The sequence below is a fragment of the Chthoniobacter flavus Ellin428 genome, from assembly GCF_000173075.1.
Lineage (GTDB): Bacteria > Verrucomicrobiota > Verrucomicrobiia > Chthoniobacterales > Chthoniobacteraceae > Chthoniobacter > Chthoniobacter flavus.
In genome coordinates this window covers 191549-212191 of the sequence record NZ_ABVL01000013.1, presented here as the reverse complement: position 1 = coordinate 212191, position 20643 = coordinate 191549, and the positions used below count along the sequence as shown (strand labels likewise).

Genomic DNA, 20643 nt, shown 5'->3' with positions numbered 1-20643 from the left:
CCCGCGGAGGGATGCGGAGCCCCGCGGAGGGATGCGGAGCCCCGCGGAGGGATGCGGAGCCCCGCGGAGGGATGCGGAGCCCCGCGGAGGGATGCGGAGCCCCGCGGAGGGATGCGGAGCCCCGCGGAGGGATGCGGAGCCCCGCGGAGGGATGCGGAGCCCCGCGGAGGGATGCGGAGCCCCGCGGAGGGATGCGGAGCCCCGCGGAGGGATGCGGAGCCCCGCGGAGGGATGCGGAGCCCCGCGGAGGGATGCGGAGCCCCGCGGAGGGATGCGGAGCCCTGCGGAGGGATGCGGAGCCCTGCGGAGGGATGCGGAGCCCCGCGGAGGGATGCGGAGCCCCGCGGAGGGATGCGGAGCCCTGCGGAGGGATGCGGAGCCCTGCGGAGGGATGCGGAGGCCCCGCGGAGGGGTGCGGAGCCCTGCGGAGGGATGCGGAGCCCTGCGGAGGGATGCGGAGGCCCCGCGGAGGGGTGCGGAGCCCTGCGGAGGGATGCGGAGCCCTGCGGAGGGATGCGGAGCCCTGCGGAGGGATGCGGAGCCCTGCGGAGGGATGCGGAGCCCTGCGGAGGGATGCGGAGCCCTGCGGAGGGATGCGGAGCTCACGGAGGGGGCGCAGGCCCGCTGAAGAAAGGAAAATAGAAAGGTGAGCGGGATGACACGATCACCCCCGATCGCGGCCTTGGCTTATCAGCCGTCAGGATCTAACCCTGATTGCGTTTGCCGGTCCGGCGGGAGCAGTCTCGATTTGCACGTTGAGCGTGGCATTCTCCAGGATGGCTTGGACGTCGCCAGCGTCCCATCCGGCTGGAATCGTCAGGAGGAATGTGCCCGAGGTCGCCCCATGCGGGCCCTCCTCGAGTTCCGCTTGCGCCAAAAATCGACCCCTGATTTCGGAGCCGTCGACATTTTCGGCGGTGAAGTCGGGGTCTCCCAGCGGGTAGGCGTAGCTGCGAAGCTGGCGCATCGCCTGCTCACAGTATTCGTGGTGGAAGAGGAGGGCGAAGGATTCCGAAGCGAGAAGTTCAGCGACGGTCATGGAACCAGCTTAGGGCCGATCGCCGAGGCTGCAACCGGCAAACGACCTGATCACGCCGTCCCTCTCTGCTTCATCATCTGCCCCATGATGCTCAGTAAATCCAGAAAGCCCTTGATGGTCAACGGCGCCGACCCTTCCAGGCGGTTGTTGATGTAGATGTAGACGAGCCGCTTGAGAAAGAATGACGACTCCAGCAGCTTGGCCGCGGCGCCGCGCGCGGCATCGATGCGTTCCTGCATTTCCTTGTAGGGGCTGAACAGGTCGACCGCTTGTTGATAGGCCCGGCCCGGCTTGAGGAGAAAGCGGGCCACCGTGAAATCCGCCGTCAGGCTGCCCTCGATCGCCAGCTGTTCGTCGACGCCCGGCATGCGTGTCCAGTTGTTGTAGACGTGGGCCACGTTGTGCGAGCGGAGCATGGCGAAGTATTCCGGCACCAGCCAGCCCTTGTTGCGGATCTCCACGCCGTATTGCCAGCCCTTGGGCAGCGCACTCAGAAACGTGTCGAGCATCTGGACGAAGTCGCGCCCGTGTTCGATCTCCTTTTTGTGGAACTGGGAGAACTCGAAGATCAAGGGACCCATCTTCGAACGGAACGGCAGGCACGGCTCGAGGAACAGCCGGGTGAACATTTCCGCATTGAGAAAGTTCGGATTGAGCGTCCCCGCCTTATTCCCCACTCGTGGGATATTCGGGAACCGCTGGATCGTAATATCATCGGTCACCTTGAAGGCCATCTTGAAGCCCTCCGGCACCTGGTTGAGCATCCCGGCCAGGAAATCGTGCTTCGGGAATTGATAGTAGCCCCCATCGAAGCACGTGGTGGAGAACGTCTCGGCGTATTCCGCGAGGCACGTGTCGTTGAAGCGTTTCTCGGCGAACTTGCCGCGGTATTCGTAGCGCTTCTCATCGTAGATCAGCCCGCACCAGCCCGGATACTTCCAGGAAGACGTGCCGACGTAGAGACCTTGGGCCGCGAGGGCGGCGAGTTGCCGGCGATAGACAGGGAGATCAAGCGGGCCGGCCGGCGGCTGCGCGGGTGGCCGCGGCGGTTCTGGTGCGAAGAGGTCAAGCGTCTCGTCGGCCATGCCTCCACTCTATAGGGCACGTCGGCTGGAGTCGACAAGGCCCGAGGCGGCGATTCGCATCGATGCCCCTCAGTTAGGATCGGCCGGAAAGCGCATCGGGTTCCGGACCGCTCGGGCGCGCGATCTCTTGCTGGGCAATCTCCTCCGGCGTCTTGCCCATGCGCATCAGCGACATCCAGAGGGCAAATCCGCCTTTGAATCCGACGTTCATCGCCTCGACATAGGAGCGTTCCAATTCACGATCGACACTCTTCTGGGCCTTGGTCTTGTCTGCTCGCGCCGCGCACAAATACCGGTGCCTGGCCTCGATCATGTATTGCCCGAGCGGATCCTGCGCGTCTTCAACTCTTCGAAGTTCCTTGCGCCAGTTCGTCGGCCAACTGGCGTTGAGCCACAGCGATCTTTTCCGCCCACCGGGCGGCGCGGCGAAGAAAGTTCAAGTTCATGCGGAGGTGGCCGTTACCGCCGGCAGAGTATGATCCTACGGCATTGGAGACATGGGAAACAGGGATTCTCTTTCACATAGGAAAGTGATCATATGAACACTATCGCATGCAACCGAAAAATCCTCGGCTGGACGGAATGGACCGGTAGGCGCTTCGCTCAAACCTTTTTCCCTGCACGATATCATCGCTACTACGAACGCCTCCGACTTCTGCCACGGCCCGCACCGCCTTCTCCGTCTCCGGAGTTGTGCCGTCGGTTGAGTCTTTACTCGCCATGACAGACCTCCCCGTTTACCCGAGCGTCACTTCCCGACATGTCGCCCACGCAGACCCCGCCGGTCCATTGCCAGAACCCTCGACGGTTGGTCCGGGTTCCAGTTCTGCGGCCTTCGCCCACAATTGAGGGGCTCGGCTGCCGGGAGTACTTTTTCGAGGCTCATTTATGTGGTTCATGTGTTCATTGCGACCTGCCGGTTCGACTCCATGCCTGCTCCCCACCCCGCCTCGCGGCGACGCAGTTGGCACGGTCTGCGGTGCTGAACCGTCTAATTGCACCGACGGGACTTTCACCCGCGCTGACGCCCGCTTCACGGGCGCACCAACTGTCAAGAGTTGACCCCGCCTTCCACCCTCCCCCTTCTCTCCCTCCATTTATTTTGGACGGCAGTGCGCTTTCTCCCCTTTCTTCGGAACATTTATTCGGCTAGTCGTCGCTCCAAATCCTCAACCGATTTTCTCCAGCCAGCGACATCGCTCTCTTCCCGCAAGTCCTTTAGTTCTGAGTTGGTCTTGACAATAGCCGTTGCCTTTTGAGCAAGAGCGACCAAGTCGGGGTGAAATGAAGATGAGTATTGCTGCACCCATGCAATAACGCTATCGGGCAAGTTCGAAGACGGATGGCCACGCCATGCAGCCACGATTTCAGCAGCGGCCAAGGACTTGGCCGCAACACTAGCCGTCAACCAAGCCGTATGATGTGAACGACCACGCAACCTCTCGAGAATGGAAGGTGGCGAATGTTTTGTGCCGCCGTGCTCGACAACTTGGCTCAATGCAGTGCGAACAAGCGAGGCATCTCTGCACTCTCGGATATCACCCAGCCAATCCAGCGCCCAGTCATTTTGAAAGCTGTCAGTTCCCCATGTCCCCATAGGGCCTCCAGCGGATTGTGTGAATAGAATAAGATCGCATATGTCAATGACTGCACATTCCTTTTACCCTCTCGTTCCCAAACTCGAGCGGAGCGAGAGGTCAGACGCAATCTGCCCGCAGGGTGGCGACGGCTACGCCCGTCCGGCCCGGACCGCCAACAATTAGCGAAGCGCTTTGGGAACGCAACATCCGGCTTGAAACTCCGTTTCCCCATTTTAATCGATCGGCGATCCAGAGCGCCGATCAAGAAACAGAGTTTCCGCCCGCAGGAGGAAGCGGCAGCGAGATTATTTGGCCCGCGAATCACACAGATGACGCGAATGAAAAATACGCCCATTTGTGTCATTCGTGTTATTCGCGGGCACTTTTTTCACAGGGGCGTGATCGGCGTGATCGGGGTCAATGATCGGGGTCAATCAATGATCAGGGTCAACTCTTGACCGTTGACAGATAGCGCACGTCGAAACGCGCTTTGGCAAAACGCCGTAAATGGAGGACCACGCTATCCGTTGGCATCAAGGCATTCCGCGCCGAGGTCTAGTAAATTTGCTAACTGTCCAGAGTTGACCCCGTCTTCTGCTTTGTCTGCTTTGTCTAATGTGGTTCTGGCGTTGCTTTGCCTTTGCCTTTGCCCTTGTCGCCTTCCTTGCCTTTGTTTCCCTCCTTCGGCGGTTCCTTGCTCTTGTTTTCAGGCTTCGGCGCTTCCTTGGTTTCCGGGCGAGAAACCTGCGGCGCGGGCTCCTTGTGTTTTCCTTCACGCGGACGCTCCTCCGGTGGTTTCGGAACCGGTTGTTCAGGGCGCTTCTCCTTCGGAGCCTCCGCTGGCGGGCGCTTGGTCATGGGCTCGACCGGCGCCTGGGGGCGCTTGATCTCTTCTTTCGGAGGACGCTCCGGCTTTTGCGGTTTTGCTGGTTTCTCCGGTTTTTCAATGGGCTGCTGAGGCTGCGCGGGGCGCTCTGACTTCTTCTCCGGCTTTTTCTCAGGCGGGGCGGGTTTTTCAGCCTCCGCAGGCTTGCGCGGCGGCTGATTCGGTTTTCCGGGCGCTTCGCCGGGAATCGTCTGCCCAGGCTTCTCGATCGTTTCTCCGGGCTTGCGTGGAGGTTGATTCGGTTTTCCAGGCGCTTCGCCGGGAATCGTCTGCCCAGGCTTCTCGATCGTTTCGCCGGGCTTGCGCGGCGGTTGATTCGGTTTTCCGGGCGCTTCGCCGGGAATCGTCTGCCCAGGCTTCGCGATCACTTCTCCGGGCTTGCGCAGCGGTTGATTCGGTTTTCCAGGCGCTTCGCCAGGAATTGTCTGGCCGGGCTTCTCGATCACTTCTCCGGGCTTGCGCGGCGGTTGATTCGGTTTTCCAGGCGCTTCGCCGGGAATCGTCTGGCCGGGCTTCTCGATGGTTTCTCCGGGCTTGCGCGGAGATTGATTCGGTTTTCCGGGCGCTTCGCCGGGAATCGTCTGGCCGGGCTTCGCGATCGTTTCTCCGGGCTTGCGCGGAGATTGATTCGGCTTTCCGGGCGTTTCGCCGGGAATCGTCTGCCCAGGCTTCGCGATCGTTTCTCCGGGTCTATGCGGCGTCTGGCCGGGCTTCTGTTCTCCATTGACGATCGGTTGTCCCAGGGGCCGGGCGGGAGCATTTTGCGGAGTTAAGCCATTCGACTCGCTGGCGATCTTCGTTTTCAACTGCGCGGCCAATTTCGGGTCTTTGATCTGCGCCCATCCTTTGTCCAACTTCGTCGCGGGAATGGTGGCCGTGACCTTCGGAACTCTCGTGGCCTTCCCTCCGGCGACAATCTTCGGCCCGGCAATCGCCAGGACATTCCCCTTCTGCACAAACCTGCCACCTGCTCCCACGGGACTTAGTGCGGTATTGCGCTGAATCACCACCGGCGAGAAGGGACGGCCGCCTCCGCGGGTCAGCGTGTTATTGATGGAGGAAAGGCTGGGACCACCGGCATAGACGACATGATTGTTATTGGTGATATTCGTGACGTTCGTCGTTTTTTGGATGATATTCACGTTTTGCTGACGCTGAATGATCACTCGTGAAATCTGCGGCGCGCCGAAGTCGCGCACGGAGACAAAGTTATAAGCCTGCGGCCCGAGGCCGTAATGATTGTCGGCCCAGCCCCCGATTCCTACATTTGCCGAGAACCCAGCTTCGGGAGGCAAAGGCGCCCACCCCACATGGCCGCCGCCAAATCTCCAGGAGCACCAGGAGGGAGCCCACACCCGGCCCGGCGTCCAGAACCAGCCGTTATCGGCATGGCACCACCGACCGTAGTGATACGTGGCCCAGCCCCAGTCCTCGTCCGAATCCCACGTCCAGCCGCCATCGGAGGCATAGACCCAGTGGCCCACCGTGTAGGGACTCCAGTTCTCGTCGACATGATTCGGCTGCCAGCAACGCCCATAGCTTCCCACTTCCACCCAATGTCCATTCCTTTGCAGGCTCTCATCGCCGTAGAAAACATCGCTGGAGATTCCGACATCGCTCTGGTCCGTGTCGTCCTCGACGCCGGCATCCGTGCGGATGGCGCCCGGCGTCACGGGGCTCGGCCCCTCGGCGACCGCCCCGGGCGGCAAGGCGGCCGATGGGCCGGCCACTTCCTGATTGGTGAGCGCGTAAAAGCTGAAAGGCGTGCTGCCTGAGCGCTGGGTGACGGTGACGCCCGGGCTCGTCGATCCATCCCAAGTGAACCGGTAATCGACGTAGTAGACCTGGTTTGCGTCAGTAAAGCCGCCAGGAGAAGTCGTCGCATCGTCTTCGTTGAAGAAATCCGTCGCCACCGCGGGTTGACCGTCGCCCGCAAAGGCCAGATCGATCTGCCGGTTCTGGCCGGACGGATTGCAAAAATAAACCCGCAGATCGTAGGTCTTCCCGGCCTGCAGCGTCGCAGGATCCAACACCAGGTACTGCTCGGAGCCGTTGTCTGCGCCTTGATTAAAAGTCGCGCGGGAGAGCACCTCGCCGAGCGAGCCGTCCGCCTCGATGCTGGCACTCTTTCCACCGCCGGCGGCCAGCGTGCCCGTGGCCGCGCTAAGGGTTAATCCGGCCGCGGTCGCCGAGTTCCCCGAGATGACGAGCGGCGTGAACGGCACGCCGCCGATGCTCAACCCTCCCGGCGCGTTCCCACCGCCGGCGGCCGCCGTATAAACATTGCTCGTCGTGATCCCGGAACCGGCGTCACTTCCATTGCCCGGGATGCCCACGTAAAAAAGTGTGCCCGCATGGGCCTGCGCTGCGGCGACGGCCAGCGCCGCCGTCATCACTGCCCGAAGGAGATATTTCATGATTGGATTTTCGGCTGAAGATTTAACGGGAGAATTCATCCAGCGGTTGTTGCTGGTTGAGACGGGAGGAGCCTCAAAAACCTTCACATTCCTTCTTCGAGCGGCCTCTGCGTCGTGAGCGTATGAATCGCCGATCCCCTCCCATTGTTTCATGGCAGAGCAGAGCACGACATTGGGGCGAGGCTCCCATTGGATCGGTTCTCAAGCGGAGACTTTCCGGTCCATTTCATGCCGCGCTCTGTCCTCAGCATTACCCACCTCTTTTTTGAACGCCCCGCGGAGAGAAGAAGTGCCTGCGAATCACGCAAATCACGCGAATAAAATCCTCCTCATTCGCGTTATCTGCGTGATTCGCGGGCCCCATCCGAAGTCTTTTTTGAGATGTGGGTAATGCTTAGGCTCAGTCGCCGCCCACCACGGAGCGGGGCGACTACATATCGGATGCATCGACTGTGGATCGAACTATTTTGGGACTATGAAACAGCGACGTCTTTCAGTCTATGTCACTGCCGTGATGGTCGTCCTTGTCATTGCGAACTGCTTGGCGTGGCTCGTCGGAGGCGCGGCGAGGTTTCGGGCAATGGGAATTTACTCTTCGGGATTTTTGATAGGCATGCTCGCCATGTATATCGCTATGCACCTCTACAAGTGGCAATCGAGATAGCGTCATTGTTTTAGGTGCCGGTCACGGATGGAATACCGCTGGTATCGCTGGAATTAGATCTTCACCCCTGGAGGCCCTTGAGGGATTTACGCGACTGCAGCGAGGAACGAGGCTTGAAACACGTTTACTTCAGGCTCAAGACTGCACCGTAGACCCAGATTGAAAGGCTCCGCACAAATACGGAATAAGCTTCGACACGAACCGCATTGCGTTCTACACACGAATGCGTAGCTGCGGCATGTGATCCACAAGCCGCACTCGAAAAAGTAACATGAACACAAAGGCATATCTTACCATCTGCGCACTGCTGGCCTATTTCCAAGGACTGCCTTTCAGTGCCCGCGCCTCCTCGGCGACCACCTACAACATACACGAGCAAGAATCCCTACAACAAACAGGCAGCGCTTCTTTTTCCAACGGCTATACCCCGCTCGGTGGGTTTTACGTCAGTCAATTCTCCATGGTCGCAGCAATTGATACTGGTGGGGCAAGCCTTTCCGCCGCTCCCATCCTCGGCTACCCCAATGGCGGCAGCATTACGTTTTCAACCGGTCCCTCCTCCGCCCCGAACTGGGCAACCGGTAATGGCTACCACATATATCATTGGGGTGCGCCCTTCGCGACACAGGCAGCATTGAATACACAATACGGGACGGGAAACTTTTCCCTTACCCTCGGCAATGCCACTGTGACACCGACCCTTTCACTGAATACCGTGAATCCCGTCTATCCGAGCTCCCCAACGCTCACCAGCGGCGGAACCTGGAGCGGCACTAATCTCCTCATTGACCCCACAGCTACCACCGTCCTCACATTCAACACGAGTTCGTTCACTGCCTATTCGGCTGCGACCGGCTCGAGCACCTCCGCCGCCCAAATCAAGTTTGAGTTTGTCGATTCCAATTTAGAGCCCATTTCCGCTCCAAGCGTTTCCCAGAACGGCCTCGGGAAAAGCGATCCAGCTCTGACTTCCTTCACCATCGCTCCTGGCACTTTGGTCCCCGGACAGACCTATAACTTCCAAGCCAATTACACGGCGTATGACACGGTAAACAACGCGTCCTTCACCGGAACGGGAATATCGGGAAACCCGGTCGGGCTGGCAGGTGAATTGACCACCACCTTTATTACCATTCAAGCCGTGCCAGAACCTGCCTCCGCCGTATTGCTACTTGGTTCAGGATTAATATTCCTGCTCAAGCGACGACGGCATCTTGCTCATTGAGCACCGACGCGCGCATTGTGGTCAATGGTTTGTGCATTCCTTCATTTCCGAAAATACTCCTCGCTATCTCTGCGAAAAAGACGACGGTGCACATCTGCTTCTGTCTCTCTTTTAAGGAGCCCGCGCGGTGAAACCCCTGAGTCGGCTGGGAAACGTCTCCTTATGCAAAGCCAACTACTCGAAAAAGCCCTTGCCGTCATCAAAAACGAACAATACCTCGTAAATGTCATTTCGAGGCGGGTGCGTCAACTTTCCAATGGCCACAGGCCGATGGTGGAAATCGAATCGCGCATGGGTTTGGCCGACATTGCCCTGATGGAAGTGATCAAAGGGAAGCTGACATACGAGCAGACTTCAGAATACGTTGAAGAACCGGTTGCCCCAGGCCGTCGAGACGACTACCTGAACGAACGCAGAGAACGCGCGTAATGCGTCGGTGGTTAGATGATTGAAGTCGACGACTTGGATCGGATGCTCGGCCAAGTCTGTCTAATCGGGGTAATCGGCGGTAATCGGGGTCAATCGTAATCGGGGTCAACTCTTCGTAATCGGGTCGTAATCGGGGTCAACTCGGTCGTAATCGGGTAATCGGGGTCAACTCTAATCGGGGTCTAATCGGGGTCAACTCTTGACAGTTGACAGATAGCGCACGTCGAAACGCGCTTTGGCAAAACGCCGTAAAGGGAGGACCACGCTATCCGTTTGCATCAAGGCATTACGCGCCGAAGTCTAGTAAATGGTTGAACTGTCAAGAGTTGACCCGCCTTCCGACAGGGCTGGGCCACAAATTTAAGAACCGACCCACTGCAATTTCGACCCGGTATTTTCTCCTGTGCCAGATTTCCAGGCTGAGGTAAGAAAAAATGGCCGGGCTACACCTGCAGTCTCGCCCACGCAATCCGCAACCCATCAACCATGATCCTTATGTCTTGTCTCGCTGGCCTCTGCCGCTGGGTCAGAATAGCCTTTGTCCTGTTGTTCTCTGTTTGTGTTGCGCGGGCGGAAATCGATCCGGACGGCGCCGATGCACCGCCCGAAATTGTTGCGCGGGCAAAGCAACTCGTAGAACAAAAGGACTATTTAGCGGTGGAGGCGATGATCGCCGAGGTGGATGCGCAGAATGGAAAAGACCATGGTCGCGCTTATTTCCGTGCATTGTTGGGCATTAGAAGCGCCGTTGTCGGATGGCCGAGATATCCCGCGAAGCCGGACTATTCGCGAATTTGGCTTGCTAATAAGATCCTTTGGAAGGTCTACCTGACACCGTATTCGCGAATCGAGGATGCAGCACTTGTTCAGGAGATGAAGAACCTGCTTGGAGGATTTAATGCGCCTCCTCCGTTGGGCGATTTCGATCGGGACCAATTTGTCGCCTTGCGCAACGACGGTATAGCTAGATTGGAGGCTTACCGGGATTTGTTAGCGGCTCATACTGTGCCGGGCTATATACGAAAGCCTATTGAACCCCATCGAACGGGGTTTTTTAGCGAAGAAGAGGCAATCCAACGAGCAAGCCCAGAAGGTCGAAAGTTAGCCGCGCTATTGACGCAAAATGAATTGGAGAACGCCGAGCAGGACGAGTTGAATGCTTCCCTACATCGGCTTAAACATTTTGCGGAAGTTGCGATCGAGGATTCTTTTTGCTGGGCGCCACAAGACGAGGCAGCGGTGAACAGATTGCTTGGCAAGTTTTTCGGAAGTGACAAAGAAAGAGCGCGCATTTTTTCTGAACTTCAGAGCCGCCGCGAGACCGAGCGAGTAAAAAAGGCGCTATAATCGGGGTATAATCGGGGGTATAATCGGGGTCAATATAATCGGGGTCAACTCTTGACAGTTGACAGCTAGTACATATCGAAACGCGCTTTGGCAAAACGCCGCAAAGGGAGGACCACGCTATCCCTTTGCATCAAGGCATGACGCGCCGAGGTCTAGTAAATGTGTCCACTGTCAAGAGTTACCCCCGCCTTCTGACGCCCAAGCTTGCAGCTCCGCACGCACCCGCTCGATCACTTCTTCCCAGTCGCCCGCAGATTTTTGCCGGAATAGCCGCATCGTCGGGTACCACGGCGTCGTATCGCCATGCAGCCCCCAGCGCCAGTCGGGCACGAACGGCAACAGCGTCCAGACCCGCTTACCCATCGCCCCGGCGAGATGCGCTACGGCCGTATCCACCGTGATGATCAGGTCGAGTTCAGACATCGCCGCCGCAGTATCTTCAAAATCGTTTATTGACCGCGTTAGATCAGTAACTCCGGAAGGCGCGGGATGGCCCAACTGCAGACTACAAAACCTCACTTCCGGGATGTCCAGAATTGGCTGGAGAAGTTCCGGGGAAATCGAACGTCGTTGATCCCTGTAGTTTCCAGGGTTACCGGCCCAGACGATGCCGACGTCCAATCCGCAGGAAGTTCTCACATTCGGCGTGCAAATATAAGGATCTCGCGTAGTGATCGGCGCGTACTGCTTCAATGTCAGCGGAAGACTGGCCATCGGCAGATGGACATCAAATTGAGGAAGTGGGTCACCATCCGTAATGACCTCAGCGACACCTTTGGCATTGCGAAATAGTCTCGTTAGAACACCAGGGCATTCCACGATCACGACACCCCCATTTTGGGCGACGATCGTCGTATATCGGACGAACATGATCGCGTCGCCAAAACCTTGCTCGGCGTGAAGTAGGATTCGGCGATCTTTCAAAGGTCCGCCATCCCACTTTGGCTGGTTGAAATCTCGCTTGCGCGCCAACGGCAAAAGGTGGCGCGATTCGTAGAGGTGCCATCCTTCTTCGAATTCGCCGTGGAGGAGTAAAAGGAGCGCAAGATGAAACTTTGTAGCGACTTGATTCGGCTCGATTGCCAGTGCCCGTCGGCATTCCACTATCGCTTCATCTGATCTTCCGAGATCGGCAAGGATGATCGAGATGTTGAGATGAGCTCGGCTATTGACTGGATCAAGAGTAATTGAGTGGCAATAGGCGTCCAAGGCTTCCTTGATCCGGCCCTGCCCTTTCAAGGCGTTCCCAAGATTGTTATAAGCAACCGCAAAATTCGGATTCAACTCAATCGCACGCCGACCTTCCGCCTCCGCCCTACTGTAATCGCCCAACGCCCGATAGGATTCACTGATATTCGAATGAGCGGCGGCGTTGAGAGGGTTGAGACTGATCGCTCGTTCGATCAAGACAACGGATTCCGAGTGTCGTCCTTTCTGGTGCTCCACTACTCCCAAAAAATGCAGTGTTTCCGCATGATTTGGATCTACCGAGAGGAGTTGACGATAAATTGCCTCGGCCTCGGCTATGCGTCCGAATTTATGATGTGACAATCCAAGATGGAAAAGTGCGTCGGAACCACGGGGAGACATCTTCAAAATACCATCAGCTGATGGCTACCTCTCCGTCAAGAGCGAGTTGGTTACGTCCCAGGCGTATAGGCCGTGCACCGACCATCCATAAAGGTAATGCTTCCGATGGTGTTCGGACCCGTCACGGAATACGTGCCGTCTGCGATCGGATTGATGCCGGAGGCGGACATCACATCGGCGTCGTTGACCGTCACCGCTCCCGGTCCGTTGTGACCGTTAACTCCGGTAACCAAGCTGGGTGATGGTCCCAATGAAAACGCATAGTCACCCTGAAGTGATGGTGGGTTCGTAATCCAATTAAAATACAATTCGACGTAGTTCACCGTAGAAGTGTACAAGGAAACAATAGTTCCCACGTAGGGTTTCCCGGATGCATCAGTCAATACGAAGTAGCAGTATCCCAGCTCTTCCAAGAGCGTCGACAGATCGATCGACGGGCCATTCTTGGAGTTGATCGAAAAAAATATGTGCGTCGATGCCGAAGGGTCGGCATTGTCGAAGCCAAATTCACCGGCATTGATCGTTGGGTTAGCGCCCCCCTTGTAGGTCCAAATCGGAAGCTGCGGAAGCGATCCGCCTCCGCCGGATGGTAATGGTGAAACAGTAATGCCCATAGTTAGATTACCTGCGCATAAAACGCGCAGTCTGCGCTTCCGATGGTTTTGCTGAACGTCCCAGTCGAGGAATTGCTCACGGCGATTCCGTTGGCCGCGGAAAGCGGCGTCGGAAGATCCAGCACCAGGAGCTGGCCGGCCGCTACCGGGATGGGCGGAAAGAGCAAGGTCACGGCCCCGTCCGACGGCACGGTCGCGGAGTCCATCAGCAAAATGAATTGGGCCGCCGCCTTGGAGTTGAAGACCGAGAACTGTTTCAGTTTTCCGCCGGAGCTTTTCAGCACCTTGCCCGCTTCCAAAGCAGTACCGCGCACTTCGACCACTCCACTGGACAGCCCGCCGCCGGAGTCCACGGTAATCGGGATGGCCTTGGATCCGTCCGTGCTCAGCCCGCAAATGAGAATCGGCCACGAGAACAACTCTCGCATCCGTCCGAAAATCGACGCTGTGAATCCGGCAAGTCGTTCACCCATAAGTTAGAGGTCCCAGTGATGTGGAGTGACCGAGCCCAGGATATCGACCGCCGGCCGCCGGAATAGTCGATCACTATCGCCGCGTGGAGCGTCGAAGGATGAGGCTCGAAAGATACAATGGCTGGCCATAAGTCGTGGCGTTGCTCCCGATGGGGTGAGGGTCAAGCGGAAAAGCGCCAGCCGAAGGTTTTGGTTGCTTCCGACCATCTTCTTCGCGGTGTCGTCTTTCGGCGCCATTCACCGCGACCGAAAGCGATCGCAGCGAGAAAATAGCGGTCAGCCAGCAAATCCTCTGTCACCGCCGAGAACAACATCCTTCGCCCAAACCCCGGCGGCGCTGGGTCGACCTGTCCAATTATGTCGCCTGCCCCCTTTTCCCCTCGCACCCTCAATAAATCGTATCCGGCCCGTCGTCATTGGGCGGAATCGGATCAATATGGATGACATGCCCCTGCAGTGATTTCGCCACGGCGGTCGCCAGACCGCCGACCCGATCTGGAAAATAGTGCGCCACAAAATCTCTTGCTCTCAACTCGCAAAGTTCTGCCGCCGCAGGCTTCTCCGATTTCCAATGAATGCCGTCAAAGCTGACGGCGTGGCCCATGATTTCGATGATGGCAGCCATAGCTTCGTTTCACCCAAGCTTCCGCTCTCAGTAAGCCATGTGCTCCGGTGGCGGCCCTTCGCGTTGGGGTTTCGGATCGAGATGAATCACCCGGCCGTTCAGCGATTTGGCCACGGCGGTGGCGAGGCCACTGACAATGTCCGGATAATAACGGGCAACAAAATCTTTTGCTCTCAATTCGCAAAGTTCCGCCGCCGCGGGATTTTCCGAAGCCCAATGAATGCCGTCGAAGCTGACGGTGTGCCCCATGATTTCGATGATGGCTGCCATAGATTCTATTTTACCACTCCCCGCAGGGTGTTGACAACAAAAGTGAAGTATTCGGGGTCCTGCTCCGCGAAGAGCGCCGGATCGGCATGCAATCGCTCGATGCCCATGGTGAGCACCTCGGTGCTTTTGTCGGGATACTTTCTGCCCGCGTAGGCGTCGCCTCCAAAGTCCTTGAAATGGTCTTCGATGGCGACTTCGTTGTCCCTTTCATAGGTCAACGCGGGCGCACCAAATGCGCCGCCTGGCTACCCGTTCTTTTCCTTCTCCTTCATTTCCTTCTCGTATTGGGCCTCTATCGCGGCTAGCGCCGCCTCAAATTTCGCGCGGGCCTTTTTTTCTTTCTCGATTTTGTCCGGGTCGTCAGGAAAGGGCCGCTCCTTGTAGTATATAGCTGATGCCTTCAGCTGAGCGTCGGCCCGACGCAACTCCTCCGGTGTCGGCCCTTCTTGGTCGAATAAGTCTTCGAAACGGTCGTCGAGGATGCACTCATCGTCCCGGGTGGGCTCGTTTGGCGGAGTGTTCATAGGTCAATACGGGCGCGGTCTAGTTACCCTTTCTTTTCCTTCTCCCTCATTTCTTTCTCGTATTGGGCATTGATCGCGACGATTGCCGCCTCATATTTCGCCCGCGCCTTTTTTTCTTTCTCGATTTTTTCCGGGTCGTCGGGATAGGGCCGCTCCTTGCAATATACAGCCAGCGCGGCCAGTTCTGCGTCAGCCCGACGCAATTCCTCCGGGGTCGGCCTCTCCCGATCGAAGGGCCCTTCGAAACGGTCGTCGAGGATGAACTCATCGTCCCGGGTGGGCTCGTTTGGCGGAGTGTTCATAGGTCGGTCCGGGAGTAAAGGATATCCTCCGGAAATTCTTTTTGCAACTCGTTCATAATCTCATGCGCGAAGATCTGGCTGGACTGCTTTTTGCCGACCTTGTTGGCGGCCCTCTCCGCAAACTGCCGGTTGCGCACCTTGGACATGGCGGCCTTATAGGCGCTCGTCATTTCTTCGGCGGGCAACCACCCCTTTGCAGGCCGCTGCAGGCGAAAAAGGACGGCGCCACCCTTGGGAGTTGGGCAGACGATGCGGATTTCCCCTAAGTCGGCCTTCGCGGCGAAGTCCAGATCGCCTTCCGAGAAGGAGTTACCGCAAGGATGATTGTGCGTAAAGATGTTATCTTTCAGCAGGGGTATTTCCTTCTTTTTGAACGGCACCTGGTCCTTTATTTTTCCGGGCTTTCTCATCAACACACTGCCGTCCGGCAGGTACACGGTACCATGCTCCAAAGGTTCGTTGATCACTTCCGCTTCCTCGACAGTAGCTCGGTTCGGTTCCGCCACAATTCCCTTTCCTGGTTCCGGCGGAGTTACTGGGTCCAAAGGATGCGTATAGAAGGTGGTATGGGCAGCGATCCCTGACTCGTCCCCCTCGTCGGAATTCGTCGCTGTCTCATCAGGAACATCCGGCGTTCCAGCCTCCGGCGTAGTGAAGTTCGCGCCGGGCGCCGGCGCGCCGCTCTCCGGCGGCGGAGCATCGTCGCCTGGGGAACCTGCCAGCCGTGTTTCCGCCTGCGGTTTGACGTGCAGTTTCCCCGCAGCGTCGCGGATGGCCACGTTGCCATTCGGAGAGCCGGGTGGCGGCCCCGCGGCCAGCGTGCCGGTCAAGCCGTCTTGCGTCTCGACGGGCAGGCCGCGGTGATCATCGGTAACTTCGCCCCACGGCCCGGGATTCGGCGGCGCGGCGGGGGTGCCCGTTGCGGTCGCGCCGCCCTCCGGTGAAGGCGCATCGTCGCCCGCGGAACCCGCCAGCCGCGTTTCCGCCTGTGGGACGACGTGCAGTGTCCCCGCGGCGTCGCGGAGGACGATGTTGGGGTTGGGGGTATTGGGCAGCGGCCCCGCGGCCAGCGTGCCGGTCCGGCCGTCTTGCGTCTCGACGGGCAGGCCGCGGTGATCGTCGGTGACTTCGCCCCACGGCCCGGGATTCGGCGGTGGGTTAGGATTTGCCGGAATGTTAGACTTCTCTCCGCTCTCACGTGGCACATCCGGCGCGGCGGGGCGGACATCGGCGGCATCGAAGAGATGATAGTTACCGCTGGCGTCACGGACCGCTGCCTTTTGCGAATTGGCATCGCCCAGCGTGCCGGTGATGCCGTTGCGCGACTCCACGGGCGTTCCCCGGTCCGCCTCGGACACGCCCCACGGTCGCTCCGGCGCGCCCGGAGTCTCCGGCGCCGGCGGGGTGGCAAAGGATTGACCCTCGGGCGCCGCGGGAGTAGAAGGCCGGAATGATTGCGAGCCTGTGGAGCCTTGTCGGACCAGACTTCCTGGTGATGTTAGCCCTGCTGGTGGGTTTTGTGATGTTAGTCCGCTGGGTGTGGATAAGTTCGACTCGCCGGGACCGGACTCCGCCACCGGTCCCCCAGGAACGGCCGGCGACTCCGCCGCCGCCCCCGCGCGATCATTGATCCCTTTTCCCGCGCGCACCTTGTCGAGGAAATCCGCGGCGACCGCGCGGAGGGCATGGCTGTATTGCGCGGCCTGTGCCTGTTGCTCCGGGGTGTATCGTCCGCCGGCTCCTTGCGCGATGCCGTCGAGCACGGCGACTTGCGGGTGCTGCCCGCTGAGGATGCTGCGCGCGGTGGCCAGTTGCTGCGGCGATTGGTATTCCGTCGATGCACCGTGGCCCGCGAAGACCACCGCATTGACCAGGTCATCCAGCGTCGGCGTCGGATTCTGACCGGCCGCGGCCTTCCCCGCGGCGCCCGCGGCCACATTCACTCCGCTGCCGGTCACCCACGCGGCCGCGGCCCGGGCCAGGGGCGACGCCTCCAGCGGGACGATGTTTTTCAGGATCTTACCGGTGACCCCTCCTGCGCCCGCAAACAGCAGCGTGCCCGGGAGCGTTTTCAGCGCCGCCACGAGGCCCGCTTTGGCGGCATCGGAGTCCGATGCGCCGGCGGCTTTGGCCTGGTCGTGCGCCTCCGCGCTGGATTGCGCCGCGGTCTGCATCCCCAGGGTCAGGAGGCCGGGGATGCCGCCCAGGGCGATCCCGGGCGCATTGCCGATCAAGCCCCCGACGAGGTTGGATCCGATCCGGGTGGCGGTGGAGGGTTCGCCGAGTTGCACGGTTTCACCCGAATCCAAAACCACGGGTTCGCCGCGCAGGAGCGCCTCTTGTTGCTCGGTGCGGTGTTGCAGGGCCGGGAGGGCAGCGGTGTGATTGGCGACCTTTTGCAGCGCCCAAGCCACGGGCATGATGCCCCCGGCCCACTCCGGCAGCGCCTTGCTCCATTGCAGCGCGCCCTCGATGCTTTTTTCGAAAGTGTGCGCCCCCGTGAGGGCGGTCCTCCACAAGAAATTCGGGATCCCGGTAATCGGTTGCACCGGCGCGCCGGCCGGCGATGGCGGCGTGGCCGTGGTCGCCGGCGTCACCGAGGCCGCTCGATCTGCCTGTGGCGACGTCGCGGTGGGCTGCGACGGCCCGGTACCTGGCTGCGACTGCGCAGCGTTCGGCTGCGGCTGTGCGCCGGTCGGCTGCCCCTGGGCGTCCGTCATCGGCGATTGCGAAGTCGATCCTTGGTCCGGCGAAGCGGCGGTGAGCGGTTCCGTGGTGGGCGGCCGCGAAGTCGATCCCTGGTCCGGCGAAGCGGCGGTGGGCGGTTCCGTGGTGGGCGGCCGCGAAGTCGACAGTGCGCGGTAGGAGCTGCGCAAGTCATCCAGGGTATCGGCATGATCGCTGACGATCGCCGCCGCGCGGTTGCCGAGGTCCGCGAGGTTATCCCGAAGAAGCTGGGAGTGCGGCGTGAGCCGCGCCGGACCCAACGGCGAAAGCTGATTGGCGCTGGGATCGGCGAGTGCCGCATTGATCTGCACTTGCACCGCCGTGTGCAACGCCGCCGGATCGGCCAGCGCATCATCCGGCACGCTGAACCCGAGATTGGCCAGCTTCTGCCGGGTATCGAGCATCGACTGCCCGGCCGCCTGCCGCGCCGCCTGGTAATCCCGCTGCGCCGCGGTCACCGGGTCCGCCGGATCCACCGGAGCGGGCGAAGCATCCGGCCCGGAGTCCGACGGCGCGTCGATCAGCGTGAGCGCAAAGCCCGGTGCGGCAGCCGATGGCGAAGCATTCGACGGCGATGTGACCGACGATGCCGAAGCATACGACGGAGACGCATCGGGAGAAGTGACATTCGACTGCGCATCCGGCGGAGCATTCGGAACGTCCGCGGCATCCGGCGAGTCGGGAATCGAGTCATCCGCCCAAGCTGTGGTATAATGAGTCAGCCCGCGTTGCGCGAGATCGGAGGCCTTGATCGTGGCATCATCGAGCGTCACGGCGCTGCTCGTCGTCGGAGCGGCGTCCAGGGCCTCGAGATTGGATTCGGAAAGAGGATCGCCCATCCCCCGCGCCCGTTGCGCCCCAGCTTCTGGAGGTCAAGCGCGAAAGCATGGAGTTAGGGAATTTTAAACAACACGGTCGCCACGGCTAATCTATACGCAGAGAACACAGCGCGGCCGAACCGCAACCAAAGAATTTTTTGAACGCAGAGGCCGCAGAGGCGCAGAGAAGAAGCGGAGATGGGCTCGTGGAGTAAAAAAAACGCGAATGGACGCTAATGAGCGCGAATCAGAAACGCATTCATCTTTCTCCTCTATTCGCGTTCATTGGCGTCCATTCGCGGTAAAACATTTACGCAAGCTGCGTCCACTTTTCGGGTAGCACCGCGGAGAACGCAGAGGGCCGAGGAAGAGGAGGGCAACCGAGCGGAGCGAGAGTTATCAAATGAATGTGTTAGATTAGTTCCACCGTACCAGCAGCTCCATGGTTGCCGCCGGCGCCGGGAAAACCGGCACTCGTAAACGAGTTACCCGGGGCTCCGCTGTTGCCAGAGGCGCCGCCGTTCACCCCCACCCCTCCCATGCCTCCGCCGCCGACTTCGGCGCCACCCCCGGAACCGCCATTGCCGCCGAAACCTCCGGCCCCTCCGTCGACGGAGTAACTACCCACCAAAACACCGGCCTCATAGTAGATGACGCCACCATCACCGCCATTGCCTCCGGTGCCGCCGCTGCCGCCGTTGGCAGTCACGCTGCCGCCGTCCCCGCCATTACCGCCATCGAAGGCGTGGCCGGCGCCGTCATCGATGGCGTTGCCTCCCGCGCCTCCCGTGCCACCTTGCCCGGAACCGCCGCCTCCACCGGTCCCGCCGACACCCCCGCTGCCGCCTACCGCGGAGACGTTCGCGACATGCAGCGTGCCGCGCAGGGTCACGTCCCAGGCTCGTTTGCCATCCGTGCCGGCGCCGCCGGTGCCACCGACGATCGTCACCGCGCTAGCCGGCGAGCCATCCGAGGGCGGCGAGCCATCCGAGCCGGGGTCTCCGTTCCCGCCCATCTCAAAATCGCCGTCCGTGCCCGGGCTCCCCCCATCGCCGGAACCACCGTTCACGGCCAAACTGCCGATGGTCGCGTTCTTCCCCGTGATCTGCCCCGCGCTCTGGGCGCCCGATCCTCCGCTCTGCTCCGCTTTGATGACGACCGCCACGGCCACATGAGTCAGTGTTAAATTCGCATTGGCCTGGCTGCCAAATGGGAAGTTACCCGTAACCGTCGTCGGGCTGCCGGCATGATACCCCTGCAGAGTTAGCCCCGTGGCGAGGAGGTTATCGTATTGCGAGACGTCCGGCGTGTCCGAGTCCGCCAGGTTATAAGTCTGGGTAAAGCCCAGCACCACCGGGCTTCCCGGGAAACCGGCGGCGAGCGCGGAGACCGCCGCGGCGAGGGTGGCGTAGGGTTGCTCGGGATTGTTGAACCCGGCCGTCCCATCATCGCCGGTGTTCGAAAGAAACGCCGTGTTAGTATAAACCGGCGGCGGCCCCGGAACGAGCCGCGGCCGATAACATCCCAGCACGGGTGTGGCGACGAGGATCATTGGTAGGCGATGACCGAGCCGCTGCCCAGCGTGATGAGGGTGAAGCTGCCGAAGAGCTGTTTCCCCGCGGGAATGGTGGCCCCCGAGGCCTCCAGCCCGGGGATATTACACGTGACCGCATCGAAGACGACATCCGTCACCACGTCGATGACCGTCCAGTTACCGGTATGCGTATCCGTATCGGCGATAAAGTCGCCGCCGGAAAATCCGTTGGCCACGATGACCGGCTGCGCGGCCAGTTCCCGCCGCCGCCCGAAAATGCTGACATCGTACCCTGCAAGTCGTTCGCCCATAGGTTAGAGATATAAGTGGGGTGGAGTAATCGCGACCAGGATAGCTACCGCGCGTCGCCGGGATAGTGGAAGTCGGCGGCCGCCTGGCGGGCCGTCGAAGGAGAAAGCGCGAAAGATAGAATGGCTGGCCATCAGTCACGGCGTTGCTGCCGACGTGGCGAGGGTCAAGACGAAAAGACGCTC

At 60.0% G+C, this 20643-nt stretch carries 19 protein-coding genes; 3 read left to right on the top strand and 16 right to left on the bottom strand.

The window, feature by feature from the left end:
• Window positions 1–697 precede the first annotated feature (697 nt).
• The 5 genes from CFE428DRAFT_RS20485 to CFE428DRAFT_RS20470 all read right to left on the bottom strand — a co-directional run bounded on the left by CFE428DRAFT_RS20485 (window position 698) and on the right by CFE428DRAFT_RS20470 (window position 7007).
• On the bottom strand, window positions 698–1039 hold the full coding sequence (locus CFE428DRAFT_RS20485) for a hypothetical protein (RefSeq protein WP_006981550.1): 342 nt from the start codon (window positions 1037–1039) through the stop codon (window positions 698–700).
• A gap of 50 nt (window positions 1040–1089) precedes the next feature.
• Window positions 1090–2124 carry a DUF72 domain-containing protein gene (locus tag CFE428DRAFT_RS20480; protein ID WP_006981549.1) on the bottom strand — a complete coding sequence of 345 codons (1035 nt, stop codon included), beginning with the start codon at window positions 2122–2124 and terminating at the stop codon, window positions 1090–1092.
• 73 nt (window positions 2125–2197) lie between these two features.
• Window positions 2198–2437 carry a hypothetical protein gene (locus CFE428DRAFT_RS20475; RefSeq protein WP_006981548.1) on the bottom strand — a complete coding sequence of 80 codons (240 nt, stop codon included), beginning with the start codon at window positions 2435–2437 and terminating at the stop codon, window positions 2198–2200.
• Between the two features lie 828 nt (window positions 2438–3265).
• Window positions 3266–3721: a DUF4259 domain-containing protein gene (locus tag CFE428DRAFT_RS35950; protein ID WP_083805259.1), complete on the bottom strand. Its 456-nt coding sequence runs from the start codon at window positions 3719–3721 to the stop codon at window positions 3266–3268.
• A gap of 595 nt (window positions 3722–4316) precedes the next feature.
• Window positions 4317–7007, bottom strand: coding sequence for a DUF6600 domain-containing protein (locus CFE428DRAFT_RS20470; protein ID WP_006981547.1), 2691 nt, complete (start codon window positions 7005–7007; stop codon window positions 4317–4319).
• 935 nt (window positions 7008–7942) lie between these two features.
• On the opposite strand from CFE428DRAFT_RS20470, the gene CFE428DRAFT_RS20460 reads away from it, so the two are divergent.
• From CFE428DRAFT_RS20460 to CFE428DRAFT_RS20450, 3 genes are all read left to right on the top strand, one after another.
• Window positions 7943–8896 (top strand): PEP-CTERM sorting domain-containing protein, encoded by a 954-nt coding sequence (locus tag CFE428DRAFT_RS20460; protein WP_006981545.1) that lies wholly within the window; start codon window positions 7943–7945, stop codon window positions 8894–8896.
• Between the two features lie 162 nt (window positions 8897–9058).
• Window positions 9059–9325 carry a DNA-directed RNA polymerase subunit omega gene (locus CFE428DRAFT_RS20455; protein ID WP_006981544.1) on the top strand — a complete coding sequence of 89 codons (267 nt, stop codon included), beginning with the start codon at window positions 9059–9061 and terminating at the stop codon, window positions 9323–9325.
• 495 nt (window positions 9326–9820) lie between these two features.
• Window positions 9821–10672: a hypothetical protein gene (locus CFE428DRAFT_RS20450; protein ID WP_131989508.1), complete on the top strand. Its 852-nt coding sequence runs from the start codon at window positions 9821–9823 to the stop codon at window positions 10670–10672.
• 171 nt (window positions 10673–10843) lie between these two features.
• Here CFE428DRAFT_RS20450 and CFE428DRAFT_RS20445 read toward each other — a convergent pair whose 3' ends face one another.
• The 11 genes from CFE428DRAFT_RS20445 to CFE428DRAFT_RS20390 all read right to left on the bottom strand — a co-directional run bounded on the left by CFE428DRAFT_RS20445 (window position 10844) and on the right by CFE428DRAFT_RS20390 (window position 20460).
• Window positions 10844–12262 carry a tetratricopeptide repeat protein gene (locus CFE428DRAFT_RS20445; RefSeq protein WP_083805258.1) on the bottom strand — a complete coding sequence of 473 codons (1419 nt, stop codon included), beginning with the start codon at window positions 12260–12262 and terminating at the stop codon, window positions 10844–10846.
• Window positions 12263–12312: 50 nt separating this feature from the next.
• The gene (locus CFE428DRAFT_RS20435) at window positions 12313–12876 is read right to left on the bottom strand and encodes a hypothetical protein (RefSeq protein ID WP_006981540.1); all 564 of its coding nucleotides are present in this window, start codon (window positions 12874–12876) and stop codon (window positions 12313–12315) included.
• A gap of 2 nt (window positions 12877–12878) precedes the next feature.
• A complete protein-coding gene (locus CFE428DRAFT_RS20430) occupies window positions 12879–13349 on the bottom strand; it encodes a hypothetical protein (protein WP_131989509.1) in 471 nt (156 codons plus the stop codon).
• A 388-nt stretch (window positions 13350–13737) separates the two neighbouring features.
• Entirely contained in the window at window positions 13738–13974 is a 237-nt protein-coding gene (locus CFE428DRAFT_RS20425; protein ID WP_006981538.1) for a hypothetical protein, read from the bottom strand.
• A gap of 27 nt (window positions 13975–14001) precedes the next feature.
• The gene (locus CFE428DRAFT_RS20420) at window positions 14002–14244 is read right to left on the bottom strand and encodes a hypothetical protein (RefSeq protein ID WP_006981537.1); all 243 of its coding nucleotides are present in this window, start codon (window positions 14242–14244) and stop codon (window positions 14002–14004) included.
• Between the two features lie 5 nt (window positions 14245–14249).
• Window positions 14250–14462: a hypothetical protein gene (locus tag CFE428DRAFT_RS20415; RefSeq protein WP_006981536.1), complete on the bottom strand. Its 213-nt coding sequence runs from the start codon at window positions 14460–14462 to the stop codon at window positions 14250–14252.
• Window positions 14463–14489: 27 nt separating this feature from the next.
• Entirely contained in the window at window positions 14490–14768 is a 279-nt protein-coding gene (locus tag CFE428DRAFT_RS20410) for a hypothetical protein (RefSeq protein WP_006981535.1), read from the bottom strand.
• Window positions 14769–14791: 23 nt separating this feature from the next.
• Window positions 14792–15070, bottom strand: a complete 279-nt coding sequence (locus CFE428DRAFT_RS20405; protein ID WP_006981534.1) for a hypothetical protein — start codon at window positions 15068–15070, stop codon at window positions 14792–14794.
• Entirely contained in the window at window positions 15067–18636 is a 3570-nt protein-coding gene (locus tag CFE428DRAFT_RS20400) for a hypothetical protein (protein ID WP_006981533.1), read from the bottom strand. Before CFE428DRAFT_RS20400 ends, CFE428DRAFT_RS20405 begins: the two co-directional genes overlap by 4 nt.
• A 391-nt stretch (window positions 18637–19027) precedes the next feature.
• The gene (locus CFE428DRAFT_RS39970; protein ID WP_006981532.1) at window positions 19028–20167 is read right to left on the bottom strand and encodes a hypothetical protein; all 1140 of its coding nucleotides are present in this window, start codon (window positions 20165–20167) and stop codon (window positions 19028–19030) included.
• Window positions 20164–20460 (bottom strand): hypothetical protein, encoded by a 297-nt coding sequence (locus CFE428DRAFT_RS20390; protein WP_006981531.1) that lies wholly within the window; start codon window positions 20458–20460, stop codon window positions 20164–20166. The genes CFE428DRAFT_RS39970 and CFE428DRAFT_RS20390 overlap by 4 nt, the downstream gene beginning before the upstream one ends.
• Window positions 20461–20643 lie beyond the last annotated feature (183 nt).

Coding starts and splice junctions, on each gene's coding strand:
- CFE428DRAFT_RS20485 (WP_006981550.1), bottom strand. CDS start 1,039: ATGACCGTCGCTGAACTTCTCGCTTCGGAATCCTTCGCCCTCCTCTTC.
- CFE428DRAFT_RS20480 (WP_006981549.1), bottom strand. CDS start 2,124: ATGGCCGACGAGACGCTTGACCTCTTCGCACCAGAACCGCCGCGGCCA.
- CFE428DRAFT_RS20475 (WP_006981548.1), bottom strand. CDS start 2,437: ATGATCGAGGCCAGGCACCGGTATTTGTGCGCGGCGCGAGCAGACAAG.
- CFE428DRAFT_RS35950 (WP_083805259.1), bottom strand. CDS start 3,721: ATGGGGACATGGGGAACTGACAGCTTTCAAAATGACTGGGCGCTGGAT.
- CFE428DRAFT_RS20470 (WP_006981547.1), bottom strand. CDS start 7,007: ATGAAATATCTCCTTCGGGCAGTGATGACGGCGGCGCTGGCCGTCGCC.
- CFE428DRAFT_RS20460 (WP_006981545.1), top strand. CDS start 7,943: ATGAACACAAAGGCATATCTTACCATCTGCGCACTGCTGGCCTATTTC.
- CFE428DRAFT_RS20455 (WP_006981544.1), top strand. CDS start 9,059: ATGCAAAGCCAACTACTCGAAAAAGCCCTTGCCGTCATCAAAAACGAA.
- CFE428DRAFT_RS20450 (WP_131989508.1), top strand. CDS start 9,821: ATGTCTTGTCTCGCTGGCCTCTGCCGCTGGGTCAGAATAGCCTTTGTC.
- CFE428DRAFT_RS20445 (WP_083805258.1), bottom strand. CDS start 12,262: ATGTCTCCCCGTGGTTCCGACGCACTTTTCCATCTTGGATTGTCACAT.
- CFE428DRAFT_RS20435 (WP_006981540.1), bottom strand. CDS start 12,876: ATGGGCATTACTGTTTCACCATTACCATCCGGCGGAGGCGGATCGCTT.
- CFE428DRAFT_RS20430 (WP_131989509.1), bottom strand. CDS start 13,349: ATGGGTGAACGACTTGCCGGATTCACAGCGTCGATTTTCGGACGGATG.
- CFE428DRAFT_RS20425 (WP_006981538.1), bottom strand. CDS start 13,974: ATGGCTGCCATCATCGAAATCATGGGCCACGCCGTCAGCTTTGACGGC.
- CFE428DRAFT_RS20420 (WP_006981537.1), bottom strand. CDS start 14,244: ATGGCAGCCATCATCGAAATCATGGGGCACACCGTCAGCTTCGACGGC.
- CFE428DRAFT_RS20410 (WP_006981535.1), bottom strand. CDS start 14,768: ATGAACACTCCGCCAAACGAGCCCACCCGGGACGATGAGTGCATCCTC.
- CFE428DRAFT_RS20405 (WP_006981534.1), bottom strand. CDS start 15,070: ATGAACACTCCGCCAAACGAGCCCACCCGGGACGATGAGTTCATCCTC.
- CFE428DRAFT_RS20400 (WP_006981533.1), bottom strand. CDS start 18,636: ATGGGCGATCCTCTTTCCGAATCCAATCTCGAGGCCCTGGACGCCGCT.
- CFE428DRAFT_RS39970 (WP_006981532.1), bottom strand. CDS start 20,167: ATGATCCTCGTCGCCACACCCGTGCTGGGATGTTATCGGCCGCGGCTC.
- CFE428DRAFT_RS20390 (WP_006981531.1), bottom strand. CDS start 20,460: ATGGGCGAACGACTTGCAGGGTACGATGTCAGCATTTTCGGGCGGCGG.